The organism is Phosphitispora sp. TUW77 (assembly GCF_048453025.1).
Classification (GTDB): Bacteria; Bacillota; Thermincolia; order Thermincolales; family UBA2595; genus Phosphitispora.
Window position 1 is genome coordinate 2,633,216 of record NZ_CP156677.1, and the last position, 12,370, is coordinate 2,645,585.

A 12,370-nucleotide genomic window follows, 5' to 3' on the forward strand; every position below is an offset into this window, starting at 1 on the left:
TTATTTCTCACAAAAATTATTTTCCCTATCTTCCTACCAGGCCAAGCCTGTTAACAACAGTATCCAGAAGCTCGTCCATAGCTGTAACAACACGTGCTGCCGCATTATATGCATGCTGAAACTTAATCATATTTGTCATTTCCTCATCCAGAGAAACTCCCGATACCTGTTCCCGCCGGTTCTCCAGCTGTGTCACCAGCAATTCCTGATTTTCTGTCATTCGTTCGGCTTCCCGTGCCTGGACACCCAGCTCGGCAATCATAGCATTATAATAATCATCCACAGTGGCAGTGCCAATCAATTCCATGTGCTTTAGTTCGACGATATTTATGGCATTTGACCCATCCCCGGCATTCAAGCCGGGGTTAAGCGGATCACCCGGAATCGATGCCGCAGCAATATTGTCCAAATCATTCATAATCGCATCATCAACCGCTATATTTGCAGCGGTAATATTATCGGGATATGTCGGGTCTAAAGGGTCAATGGGGTCAAAGAAATTAATTCCGCCAACATCATCGTCCAGCCCGTAACCCGCCGCATGGACTGAATTCATCTCAACCACCACAGTCCTAGCCAACTCATCAAGCTGGTCCTGGTAACTCGGCACAATAGTATCCCTGGTGTCCAGCATACCCTTAAGCTCTCCGGACTCTACCCTAACGGCAGACCCGTCTGCCCACTGCAATTCAACATAGCCGTTGTTGCCCGGGTCTGCAACTGCCGATATCTCAAATACCTCAGTCCCGGTAACCAAAGCCCTGCCTCCAATACTAACCTTAAGTGAACCGTATTCATCCTCCCTGACGGAAACCTGAATGCTTTTGGACAGCTCATCAACCAGCAAATCCCTCTTGTCCCTAAGGTCATTGGCATTGTCATCCTGAACCTCTACACTAACAATTTGATCATTCAGTGTTGCTATCTGGGTGGCAATGTTGTTAATTTCATCAACAGCAATGTTTATGGAATCATCAATATCATCAGTCAGTTCACCAAGCTGCCTGTCCAGATGATTAAACGTTTCGGCCAAGGCAACCCCGCTCTCACGGACTGTCATTCTGACAGCTTCCAGTTCTGGATTGAGGGACAAGTCCTGCCAAGCTTCCCAGAACCTATCCAGAACAGTCCTAAGGCTGGACTCAGATGGTTCATTGAAAACGACTTCCAATTTTTGCAAGGAATCAAGTTTTTCTTCCCATTCACTAAATACATTGTTTTCCTTTCTCAACTGTAAGTCAATAAAGTCATCCCTCACCCTGCGTATTTCCTGAACCTCTACACCTGTCCCGATTTGACCTGCTCCCGCCGGTTTGGTAAAAGACGGCATAGCAAACGGCTTAGTAGCAGACATAACTGCACGCTGTCTTGTAAACCCTTCTGTATTGGCATTGGCAATATTATGGCCTGTTACATTAAGTGCTGCCTGCTGTACCTGCAGCGCCTTCCTGCCAATTTCCAATCCGAAAAATGTTGAACTCATAAAATATTCCCGCCTTTTCGAGTATATTAAACTCAGACCTTGCGGTCAAAAATCTTGGCAGCATTTCCCTTTTGGGAATCCTCCTTTTCTCCGTATGAAGGAGTACTGTCATTGTCTGTAAGGACATTAAAATAAAAATTTACAAATTCCAGTGAATTCCTGACTAACTCCGTATTAGCCTCATTTGTTTCAGCCAGCTTCTTCAGTACATCTGTCATGTTTTCCACAACGTGCCTAAACTGTGCACTAATTGGCTCCTCAACACGATCAATGATGTCAGATACGGTTAAATCTGCAGCAGAAAGTGCAAAATGGCCGGCAATATCCCGTTGCAGAGACAGCCTCTGCTCCTCCAGCCTGCCAACCTGTAAAATCAACCCCTCTTCTTCCTTGGTTATCCTTTCAAGTTGGTGAATGTCCCCTTTAACCAGCACTGATTTTTTTTCAGAAGCCAGTGAAAGTACCCTCTGATAAAGCTCAAACTGACTCATCATGTTTTCCAGCAGCCCGGTAAGAATTTTTTCCACCTTTATTCCCCCGTATCTTTATGAGTCTTCCCCTCACATCTCCAAAGACATCTATACCAGTTTATCAACCAGGGTTCTGCCAATCATTTTTTCAGCAACCTCTTCATCAGTTACTTCATAAGTACCGGACTGTACCTGTTTTCTGATATTAGCCAGTCTGTCTTCCCTGACCTCAGGAAGTGTACTGATAACTTCTTTGGCCGTCAGGTAAGATTTAGCATTACTGGAAACGGAATTCTTGTATGCCTCTTCATTGAACTTATTCTGGCCTTTTACGGAAATCTGGGCATCTTTTTTGTCCTGATTGGCATACATGGCAATCAGGGACCTAATCTGATTGTTTGAGATAATCATCCCGGCCACCTCTTTTAATAAACTAAAATGAATTAAAACTGTTTTACACAACAATTAAACTTACAGTTTATGTCGGCAAAACCCCTCATTTTATTTAGGCCGTATTTTTAATGTTATCTCTGTATTATTCATTATTTCTTTATAATACGCTGAAAATCTCCCCAACAAGATTAGTTATCTCTCATCCTATTGGCAAAATACATTCCCCTTTTTTTCTCCTTTTCAGGCTCTTCCTGCCTGATAGTCCTTTGTCCCGCAGCACCTTTCATCTGGGCAGAAAGGTCTTTGGCACATTTGGCACAAAAGTTTCCTGTCTTAATCACAGTCCCACAACTCTTGCAGGTCAAGCCCTTGCTGCCATCAAAAAAGCTGATATCAACACGCCCTTCACGCATCCACCTAAGCACTTTCTTTTCCTGAACCCCGGTAATTTCCACAATCTCCTCAACTGGAGCCTTAGGGTTGTCTTTCAGGTATTTTCTTACTTCCTCAAATTCAGCTTCTTCTTTTTCGATACAGTCCAGGCAAAGGTTTTTATTTATTTTAACAAATACCTTGCCACATTCGGGACAGTTTCTCAGGTCACCCATACTCACCCCTCCTGTTTACTAAACCCGTTTACATCCGCTTACTTTCTTTGTCACTTTTCGACAAATTCCTGCATTTTCCTCCTCTGTAAAGAAAATATTTATATTTTTTCCTGTAGCCCTGATGCCAGTGTTAAAATACCAATACTATCCGCCCCCGCCCTAAGAAGGACCCGGGAACACTCACACGCCGTAGCCCCGGTTGTAAAAATATCATCCACCAGCAAAACTTTACTGTATCGTTTACACCTTGTTATTCCAGTCAAACCAACAGACAAAACCTTATCGTTAATAATGAAGGCGCCTCTGATATTATCCTGCCTCCCTTTTTTAGTCAGCTTGCTCTGGCTGGGGGTATCAATAGTACGTATCAGACATTTTGCCACCGGAAGATGTAATATTCGGCCCATTTGTTCTGCCAGGAGTTCAGATTGGTTAAAGCCTCTTCTTGCCATTTTTTCCTCACTCAAAGGGACAGGTACTATTATACTGGTATCCCAAAAGGCTTTCTCATTAATGAAAAGCTCAGCCATTAACAGTCCCAGAGACCTGCATAAAGACCGGTACCCATTATATTTGTACATATAAATTACCTGTTTCAGGTCCCCACCATAGGGCCCTAACGACCTTGCCATAAAAAACTCCGGAGCTGCTTCCCGGCACTCCGGACAATACTTGTTATTCATATATTCAGTTTTGGCAGCCTTACTGCCCTCAACGGCCTCATGCATATAGCGGCCGCATCTATAGCATATAGAGTAACCCTGACTATAGCCAATCCTTTTCATACAAGAATCGCACAGGATGTCTGACTCTACCGGGCAGCCACAAACAAGGCATCTGCTTTTTTCAGGAAAAAGCGCCTGCAGCATCTTTTCCAGTAATCCCATTGCCAACCTCCATTTTATCATTATTACAGTCCTGGCTTCAGATATCCCTGCTCCCTGGCTTTCTTGTTAAGAAAAACAATTCTTTTCCTGGCATTTCTCATAGCATCACTGATACTCTTTCCAATAAAGACCACTTCACCGTCAGGGTATTCAGCCGACCTCCCGGCCCTTCCAGCCATCTGAATCAAGGTCCCTTCGTCAAAAACCTGTTCCCGGTCTGCTTCCAATACCATTACATTGGCTTTTTTTACGGTTATCCCGCGTTCCATAATTGTAGTGGTAACAAACAGACAAAATTTCCCATTCTTAAAGTCATCTCTTTTTTGGTCCCGCTGTGCATCTTTGGCGTGACTGAAACGCAACAAGCCATCCCGGGAAGCGTCTTTGCAATCGACATTCAATTGTACATTCCCCTGTACAGCTGTCCAAATTGCATCTGCCAATAAAGGACCATATTCCTCAACCATACCGACTGTTGGCAGAAAAACAAATGCCTGCCGTCCCTGATCATAAAGCCAGCGTTGCAGCACGTTTAGAATTACCGAATTAATTTCCCTGCTGTTATGGCACTTATTCAGAAAAAGGGAAGCTTTTTCCAGCTTCGGCTCAGGAACCGGATACCCGTGATACCTGGCAGGAATTGTCACCAACTCCATCTCCCCGCTTCCGGTATTTCTAAGCATCTCCTTGCTGGGAGTAGCCGTTAGATAGATAATCCCACCTTCAGGTTTAACCGCCCTATGTACAGCCATTCGGAGCATATCGTTCCCCTGATAAGGATAAGCATCAACCTCATCAAGAATGACCAGGTCAAAATTCTTGAAATAACGGATAACTTGATGTGTCGTAGCTATTACCAGCCTTGTTATACGGTATTTCTCCTCACTCCCTCCATAACCGGCCAGCAATTCCACCTCCCGGAAAGCAGACTGCAGCCGTGGAGCGAGTTCGCAAACCACGTCCCTCCTGGGAATGGCATATAAAACCCGGCCTCCCCGGTTCAGGGCTTCGGCAATAGAGCCAAAAACAACCTCGGTTTTTCCCGCTCCGCAAACTGCCCAAACCAGACATTCCGCTGTCTGAACATCACCTGCTTTTTTGGCCTGGTCGAAATTTTCCTGTAATGCGGGTATCCTCCCGACAAAACGAATTAGTTCCTCTGAGGCAGCTTGCTGGGCAGGAGTCAGAGAGGGAACCCCCCTGAGCTGACATTTCAGCCCTCCCAGGATAGTTGGAACAGTTCCCGGAGCGGCATATAAGCCGCGGCAGAGCCTGGAATCCCCGAAAGAATTACACTGTTCACAATATACTGATGGGAAGGCACAAATCAGACAGCTTGTCTGGAATACCTTCCCATTACGCTTAGAAATCTCAGTCTCCCAGAACGTCCTCCTCAGCTCTGTTTGGTTTCCGCACCTGAAACAAGTTACTATAGTCGTTCCGGTAAAACCCAACGCCGGGAGCAGCTGAATTTCACCCTGCAGGGCAAGAAGCTGCAGGATATCGTCTAAATTATGTCTCCCCAAACTACCCTCGGCGCTGTAGCTGTTTTCTTTTAGGCTAGTTTCTAATTCTTCGCAGAATAAAATACGGCCCCGTAAAGCGTCAAGGACCTCTTGGCAAACCATTGGTTCCGGACGCCGCAAAGCCTTAAGGTTTTTTATCACAAGCCTGGCAGGATAACCTACCATACTTTGCATTAATGCTCCCCTCCCGAGAACCAGCTCCAACTGTCTCAGGAGACTGTAAATTTCTTTGAATTTAGTCTTAATCAGGTCGTCATAAGTGATACCTTTGCATGTACGCTTTTGTCCAAATACTGTTTTCAACACATAATATGAAATGCCCACAGGCAGGTAAGGAGTCAGTACCTCAAAAGAAGCATAATCCTGCCCCGGAAACATAAATACAGCATCAATCCTCGGGTCATGTGTCATAAATGCATGATAACTGCCATTCTTAAGTTCGGCCATATAAATACAGGTTAGCAAATCACTCATGGAGATACAATTCGACGCTTTACATTTTTTCCCTTGTTATTTTCTGTAAAAAATAGCGGCTTACTTCAATTTTTGCAATGCCTGTTCAGAAGCTAAAGTTATAGGTTCACGGCTGGGCTCTGAAGAACAATCCGGATTTCCTGCACACATCAGAGTGCTCATTTGTGCTGCAGTCATTCCTCCTAAAATAAGAGCATTAATGGTATCTATTTCTTTTACTGGTGCCACAGCATTACTAATGATTTGTCCACCCAACAATTTTTGCGTAGTTCTGTCAAATACCAGTTTTAGCGTGCACGGTTCATTCCCTGGAATCATCCTGTGCTTGCTGCTCGAATTGACTGTTACTCCTAAAACGCTGAATCCTTCTTTTACTGCCTGATCTTCGTTAAATCCGACAGCACTGATATATTTGTTAAAAATGCGCACTGCTGAATTATTTAAAACACCTGGAAAAGAAATATTGCAGCCTGCCAATCTCTTGGCAATTAGGCGCCCTTGTATAACAGCAGGCCCACGCAATAAAGAAGCTGAAGGCTTTTTGGTAATAAAATGTTCTGTTTCAATAATATCCCCACCCGCTAAAATATCTGGGTTAGAAGTTTCCATATATTCATTTACTTTAATACCCAGTTTCCCTATTTCCAATCCGGCTTCCTTAGCTAGCTCCAGTTCTGGTCTGATACCTACTGAAAGTACCACCATATCTGCATCCAAAGTTTCCCCATTATCCAAGGTTATAGCTTTAACAGTCCCATTTTCTCCTGTCATTGCTGTTGCTTTTTGTCCAAACTTTAATTGAAAGCCCTGTTCTTTTAAATAATTTATCATTATTTGTCCCATTTCTTTATCTAACATTAGGGGAAGAGGGTGCTCTAAAAGTTCAACAACTGTTATGTCATATTTCTCGGGATTTTTCTCAACAAGTAATGCAGCCAATTCAAGATTTAGGAAACCTGCCCCTACAAAAACAAGCTTTTTGGGCTGTTGACTATTTATATAGCCTTGTATTGTTTCCGCATCAGAGGCGGTGCGTAATGTGAACACACCTTCCAACTCATTTCCCGATATAGGAGGAACAAATGGTTTTGACCCTGTAGCAAGAATAAGTTTATCATAAGACAAATTTTCCCCAGTGGAAATAGCAATATTTTTACTTTTTACATCTATGGCGGTTACTTTGTCAACTATAAGATTGATATTAGCATCTGTAAACATTTTATCGGGGTTAGTAATAGAATCAACGGCAGCCAGACCGGCTACCACATGAGGTAACGCTCAGCGAACAATAAACCGGTCTTCCTCACGAATAACAGTAACATTAATTTCAGGCATCAGTTTCCTTGCCAGCATTGCTGCAGGAGCACCCACCCCGCCACAGCCAATGATAATCAAATGTTCACCCTTTTGCATAATTTTACCCCCTTTAGTTTTTGGCATATGCCCATTATAATCCATAACACAGCATATATCAATTACTATTTTAAGCCTAAAAATTAAAATACCGGGGGTGTGTATCCCTCTACCTCCTGCATCCTCAGCCTTTCAGAGCATATCTACCCCCACCTATATTGCATTGAAATAATTAAAAACGTGGAGTATCCCAATAATCAGAAAAATGTCCCATAAGTAGGATGTTCCCTTCTTTGAATGGGGGGAATCTGGCTAGTTATTGCACCGGTTTTCCGCACTGGCGTTAGAGGATTCTAACCTTGTGCAATACCTCACCCAGCTTCCCAAACCTTCCTTCAAGTTACATCCCTCTCATCGGACCATAAAAAACCGGGGGACTACTGTGTATGGCACATAATATTTCTAAACTGGTAACTATCCTGTGGGCTTAAAGAAAAGCTCGCTACAATTCTTTATCTGCTATTAAGCACCTATATGCTAAAGGTGAGCCTTCACACTCACCTGTTTGCATCCACTCAATTTACAATTTTACAGGGACGGACACCCTAACTAATTTTTAACTTTAAAATGTAACAGACAGGGGTAGATGTGTTCCGGAAGGCGGAGTCTGTCGTCCGTCCGGCCCGCGACCTGCGGAGCAGGAGCGGCTGCCGGCGGAGATGTAGCCCGCCGGAGGAATTCATCTACCCCTGTCCATGTTGAATTTCAAATAATAAAATGTGGCATATCTGAATAAACAAAGGGATGCCTCTTTTGAGACATCCCTCTGATTTACTCATTATATATCCGGACCTGGTTCCGCCCTTCCTGTTTGGCTTTGGCCAGGGCCAAGTCGGCATGGCTGATGAGCTCACTCTTGTTCCTGGAATCACCGGGATAATACGATATACCCTGACTGACAGTAACACTTACATGTTTGCCGGTCGCAGTCTTGATAGTTGTATTCTGAATAATCTTTCTGATTTTTTCTGCATAGTCGATAACCTGCTGGGGCTTAAGCTGGGGGAAAATTACCGCAAACTCCTCACCGCCATACCTGAAAACCAAATCTGTATCCCTCACATTTTCCCTAATTATCCGGGCCATCTCTGACAAAAGTTGGTTTCCGGTCAAATGCCCATATGACTCGTTAAACTGTTTGAAGTGGTCAACATCAATCATCAACAGGCTGATATTGCCGTTCTTATCCTGTTTGAGCTCCTTGTCCAGCGCTATTTGAAAATACCTGTTGTTGTACAACATGGTAAGTTCATCAGTAATAGCCAGCTGCTCCATTTCTTTATTCATTTTTTCAATGATATCCGTATAGCCCTGAAGCTGCTCATGTGAAGACGTTAATTGGTGATACGCGGTTTCCAGTTCTGAAGTTATTTTATTAGTACTGACCTGCTGTTCTCTTAATACCCTAACGATATAACCAACAATTGCCGCAATAAGGAAAAAGAAAATAATATTAACCAGGACAGCCGTATCACTAAATACCTGTTTTATTGAACCAAACTGGTTGTACCTGAAAAATAGTGTCAAAGCACTTCCAAAAAATGCTGTCAGGAGTGCATCTAGCATACCACAGTAAATCGTTGCCGCAAAGATTGGTAACAGAAATAAGTTTGGGTAAAAAATACTCTTAATACCACCTGTAAACTCGATCCAAAAAACAGCTATCACCATGTTAATCCCTAGCGCAAGAGTCTTTTTCAGCCAGTTCGGTTCCTCTTTAAACAAAATAAACGGAACCAAAAAACCGTTAAAAATAACTGCTACAGCAAATAGATAAAAAATATGAGGAGTTTTTACTAAACTCATATCATTTATAGCAAGAATAGCAAAAGGCACACTGGCTATACCGGTGATAATCCATAAATTCCTGTTGGTACCGCTATCTCCTACCATTACATTTCCCCCTGCATTATAATAGTTTCAGTGCTAATATTTCGCTAAAAAAAATAAATTTCCTTCACCTTATCTACATTTTGTAATTATTTGCACTTTAATAGACTTAGCCATTGTCAACAAGTGCGCCAATAGGTACTTCAGACCAGACCGATATCTTGTTTTTGCCGGTTTCTTTTGAATAATAAAGTGCTTTATCAGCTAACTCAATCAAGTCATTAGTAGTTTCAGCATCTTGTGGGCAGGTGGCTACGCCAATACTCACAGTAACGTGTACCGGTGGATGGTCATCCGAAACAGAAAAATAATTGTCCCGAATTGCATTGAGAATTCTTTCAGCTACCACCCTGGCATTAGCGGCATCGGTTTCCGGCAAGATAACAGCAAACTCTTCGCCCCCATAGCGGCTGACCACATCAAGCATACGCGTACTTTTTTTGATTACCTGGGCCACAGTATACAGGGCATGGTCTCCGGCACGATGACCATATTTGTCATTAAACTGCTTAAAATAGTCTAAGTCCAGCATAATAAATGAAAAAACGGTTCCATACCTGCGGTATCTCTCGTTTTCTTCCTCCATCCTCTTATAAAAGTACCTGTGATTGTATACCTTTGTAAGGCCATCCGTAATAGCCAATTTTTCTATTTTTTTATAAAGCACCGCATTAGCCATGGCAACCGCAGCCTGACCACCCAGACTGCTCAGTATCTGAACCTGCTTCTGCCCAAAGGCATTTGGTTCCTTTTTACCGATGGCAATTACACCTATAAGTTTATTATCCATGGCGAGAGGTATAATCAACAGTGACCTGAGAAACTGATTTATCCCGGGAACACTCCTCAACCTGTTGTCTTTTTTGGAATCATATACGATTCCTGGCTGTCCTGTTTTAGCAACCTGCCCAATCAGTCCCTCTTCCAAGGAATAGGCAATGCTCCTGAGTTTTTCTGCAAAAGGGCTTTTAATGGCAGCAGGAACCAATAATTGTTCTTCCTCCTCCCAAAGGTAAATTACACCTGTATGGTAATTAACTACTCTTTTGGTTTCAGAAAGAATAAGTCCCAGTGTTTTAGAAAGTTCCAGGTTAGAACCAAGGTTTTTGGCTACCTCGTAAAGGGCGGAAAGCTCCTTATTTGCAGTTTCCAGGTTAATATACAATCTAAGCAGGTACTTTAAGGTAAGTAGAGGAATAAATATCAGCACCGCTCCAAGGGTCCCAGTCTTCTCATAAATCAAGGCCATCAGAACCCCTATAGGAGCCGCAAACAGGTAAGTAAGACAGTCCCATTTCAAAGCTGACCTCCATACAGTCAATCTCTGATTGCGAAAAGATGGCAATAAAAACAAAGAAACCAGGAAATGATTGATAAAAAAATAAGTCAGCACAAAAAACGCAAGTGGGATAATGTTAGGAGCCGTTATCTTATCTACAGCATGCCCGCCCGCATAAAAATACAATGTTGATGCTGCCACAGCAGAAATAGTATATTGTGCGCCATTAAAAAGGGTCGATCGGAAAAACCTGTCCTTGCTGACAATGCTGTTGGCGATAAATGCACTCAGTACACTTACCAACACTGTTGTGGTTGTATCAAACCTGATAAAGGAAACCAAAACAACAGCAAACCCCAGAGAAAGGCTTCCCTGAGGTACCGAAACCACAAACCATTCAGCCAGAACCCCGAGAACGACTAAAACAGCATATTCTCTCCAGAGGTCCAGATCCAGGGGCTCAACCTGCAAAATTGCAATTAGCATACCATATCCCATAAAAATAATCAGCCATGCATAAAGTCCGTGAAAAAAGCTTTTTCTGGCCCCTGTCATGGTAACACCTCCTTGTTACCATATTCGACATACAACATACTAATCCCTGCAAATTTGCCAAATAAAGACAAGTGCTCGTGTATCTATATAGTGATATTTATTTTTTCATGGCTTCAGGCAAAATATTCAAGCAATCATTTATTAAGGTTCCTGTAGAATTCACAGTTCCTGCGGGTAATTCAATAACAAAACGAGCCTGCCTGACATTTGGGCTAATTCTGAAAGGAGGTATGTTTTCCATCAGGTAGACTATTCTCCCCGATATGTCAACAAAAAGAATGTCAATGTTAAATTTCATAAAATGCGTATGCACGGACCTGCAGGGTGCAATTATCAAACAGTGTCCTTCCGGAAGCCGGTCCCTTCCCAGAAGCCCTTTTAACCGTGTCAGCCACGTCCGAGCGATTTCAACCCGGTTAGCAAGAATAGTGTTTTGGGTAAGGTTTATAACTTTGTTTATCATTTAAAAAACGTCCATTATCTGAATAGCGGCCGGGCCGAGAACTACAATAAATATTGTAGGGAAAATAAAGAGGATCAAAGGTATTAACATTTTAATAGGTGCCTTCATAGCCTTTTCCTCAGCCCTTTGCCTTCTTTTCTGGCGCATCTGTTCCGACTGAAGACGGAGTACATTTCCGATACTTACCCCCAGCTGGTCGGCCTGAATGATAGAACCTACAAATGATACCATATCATCAACCCCTGACCGGTTGCCCAAATCCCGAAGTGCGTCACGCCTTGGTTTACCCATCTTTATCTCCTGCAGCACCCTGTTGAACTCCTGGGAAACTACCCCCTTGGTCTTTTCCACAACTTTTACCAGGGCGGCATCAAAACCCAGTCCGGCTTCCACACTTACGGTAAGCAAATCCAATACATCAGGAAGGTTGTCCTGTACTTCTTCCCTTCTTCTACCAGCAAGCATCTTCAGATAATAGTCAGGAAGAATTATACCGGCTATACAGCCCAAAATCATGAATGCCAAAATCGTTCCCGGACTCCAGCCCAAAGGCAGTGACACTAATAAAATTATTCCGGGCAACCCTAATATAAATCCATATTGGATGACCACAAACTCGTTTGCCGACAAGTTCCCAGGGTTTCCTGCCATAATCAGCTTTTTATGCAGACTGACCTTTTTCGTGGCAGGTGTTAATTTACCTATGTATGCAGATAATTTTAACAAAAGCGGCCGGAAAACACGCTCAATAAACGGCTTGCTAAGTTCATCATTGAGCTGCGGCTTGCGGCGCAGGCTGCTGGCAATTTCCTGCATCCTCCGGGTTACTGCAAAACGATCCTTGTAAATTGATATATATGTACCATAAATGAAGAAAACGACAGTTAGGAAACTAAAACAAAAAATCAGGTATTTCATTAAAACTCCCC

General features: G+C 43.0%; 12 protein-coding genes. All 12 read right to left on the reverse strand.

The genetic code is table 11. The annotated features are described in order from the left end of the window. Nucleotides 1-25 precede the first annotated feature (25 nt). Nucleotides 26-1,483: a flagellar hook-associated protein FlgK gene (gene flgK, locus ABFY19_RS12760; RefSeq protein ID WP_418791024.1), complete on the reverse strand. Its 1,458-nt coding sequence runs from the start codon at nucleotides 1,481-1,483 to the stop codon at nucleotides 26-28. Nucleotides 1,484-1,515: 32 nt separating this feature from the next. Continuing rightward, the gene (locus ABFY19_RS12765; protein WP_418791025.1) at nucleotides 1,516-2,010 is read right to left on the reverse strand and encodes a flagellar protein FlgN; all 495 of its coding nucleotides are present in this window, start codon (nucleotides 2,008-2,010) and stop codon (nucleotides 1,516-1,518) included. A gap of 51 nt (nucleotides 2,011-2,061) precedes the next feature. After that, nucleotides 2,062-2,364: a flagellar biosynthesis anti-sigma factor FlgM gene (locus ABFY19_RS12770; protein WP_418791026.1), complete on the reverse strand. Its 303-nt coding sequence runs from the start codon at nucleotides 2,362-2,364 to the stop codon at nucleotides 2,062-2,064. A 170-nt stretch (nucleotides 2,365-2,534) separates the two neighbouring features. Continuing rightward, nucleotides 2,535-2,954 carry a TIGR03826 family flagellar region protein gene (locus tag ABFY19_RS12775; RefSeq protein WP_418791027.1) on the reverse strand — a complete coding sequence of 140 codons (420 nt, stop codon included), beginning with the start codon at nucleotides 2,952-2,954 and terminating at the stop codon, nucleotides 2,535-2,537. A 98-nt stretch (nucleotides 2,955-3,052) separates the two neighbouring features. Then, nucleotides 3,053-3,841 (reverse strand): double zinc ribbon domain-containing protein, encoded by a 789-nt coding sequence (locus ABFY19_RS12780; RefSeq protein ID WP_418791028.1) that lies wholly within the window; start codon nucleotides 3,839-3,841, stop codon nucleotides 3,053-3,055. A gap of 23 nt (nucleotides 3,842-3,864) precedes the next feature. Continuing rightward, the gene (locus ABFY19_RS12785) at nucleotides 3,865-5,841 is read right to left on the reverse strand and encodes a DEAD/DEAH box helicase (protein ID WP_418791029.1); all 1,977 of its coding nucleotides are present in this window, start codon (nucleotides 5,839-5,841) and stop codon (nucleotides 3,865-3,867) included. A gap of 60 nt (nucleotides 5,842-5,901) precedes the next feature. Next, entirely contained in the window at nucleotides 5,902-7,059 is a 1,158-nt protein-coding gene (locus ABFY19_RS12790) for an FAD-dependent oxidoreductase (protein ID WP_418791030.1), read from the reverse strand. A 60-nt stretch (nucleotides 7,060-7,119) separates the two neighbouring features. Then, nucleotides 7,120-7,254, reverse strand: coding sequence for a hypothetical protein (locus tag ABFY19_RS12795; RefSeq protein ID WP_418791031.1), 135 nt, complete (start codon nucleotides 7,252-7,254; stop codon nucleotides 7,120-7,122). 771 nt (nucleotides 7,255-8,025) lie between these two features. Continuing rightward, a complete protein-coding gene (locus ABFY19_RS12800) occupies nucleotides 8,026-9,147 on the reverse strand; it encodes a GGDEF domain-containing protein (protein ID WP_418791032.1) in 1,122 nt (373 codons plus the stop codon). A gap of 106 nt (nucleotides 9,148-9,253) precedes the next feature. Then, a complete protein-coding gene (locus ABFY19_RS12805) occupies nucleotides 9,254-10,978 on the reverse strand; it encodes a diguanylate cyclase (RefSeq protein ID WP_418791033.1) in 1,725 nt (574 codons plus the stop codon). Between the two features lie 97 nt (nucleotides 10,979-11,075). Then, nucleotides 11,076-11,441 carry a DUF192 domain-containing protein gene (locus ABFY19_RS12810; protein ID WP_418791034.1) on the reverse strand — a complete coding sequence of 122 codons (366 nt, stop codon included), beginning with the start codon at nucleotides 11,439-11,441 and terminating at the stop codon, nucleotides 11,076-11,078. Continuing rightward, complete coding sequence (locus tag ABFY19_RS12815; RefSeq protein WP_418791035.1) at nucleotides 11,442-12,359, reverse strand: type II secretion system F family protein; 918 nt, start codon at nucleotides 12,357-12,359, stop codon at nucleotides 11,442-11,444. Nucleotides 12,360-12,370 lie beyond the last annotated feature (11 nt).

Excerpts from the sequence above, each read along its gene's own strand:
- flgK (WP_418791024.1), bottom strand. The coding sequence starts at position 1,483 with ATGAGTTCAACATTTTTCGGATTGGAAATTGGCAGGAAGGCGCTGCAG.
- ABFY19_RS12770 (WP_418791026.1), bottom strand. The coding sequence starts at position 2,364 with ATGATTATCTCAAACAATCAGATTAGGTCCCTGATTGCCATGTATGCC.
- ABFY19_RS12775 (WP_418791027.1), bottom strand. The coding sequence starts at position 2,954 with ATGGGTGACCTGAGAAACTGTCCCGAATGTGGCAAGGTATTTGTTAAA.
- ABFY19_RS12780 (WP_418791028.1), bottom strand. The coding sequence starts at position 3,841 with ATGGGATTACTGGAAAAGATGCTGCAGGCGCTTTTTCCTGAAAAAAGC.
- ABFY19_RS12785 (WP_418791029.1), bottom strand. The coding sequence starts at position 5,841 with ATGAGTGATTTGCTAACCTGTATTTATATGGCCGAACTTAAGAATGGC.
- ABFY19_RS12790 (WP_418791030.1), bottom strand. The coding sequence starts at position 7,059 with ATGTTTACAGATGCTAATATCAATCTTATAGTTGACAAAGTAACCGCC.
- ABFY19_RS12795 (WP_418791031.1), bottom strand. The coding sequence starts at position 7,254 with ATGCAAAAGGGTGAACATTTGATTATCATTGGCTGTGGCGGGGTGGGT.
- ABFY19_RS12800 (WP_418791032.1), bottom strand. The coding sequence starts at position 9,147 with ATGGTAGGAGATAGCGGTACCAACAGGAATTTATGGATTATCACCGGT.
- ABFY19_RS12805 (WP_418791033.1), bottom strand. The coding sequence starts at position 10,978 with ATGACAGGGGCCAGAAAAAGCTTTTTTCACGGACTTTATGCATGGCTG.
- ABFY19_RS12810 (WP_418791034.1), bottom strand. The coding sequence starts at position 11,441 with ATGATAAACAAAGTTATAAACCTTACCCAAAACACTATTCTTGCTAAC.
- ABFY19_RS12815 (WP_418791035.1), bottom strand. The coding sequence starts at position 12,359 with ATGAAATACCTGATTTTTTGTTTTAGTTTCCTAACTGTCGTTTTCTTC.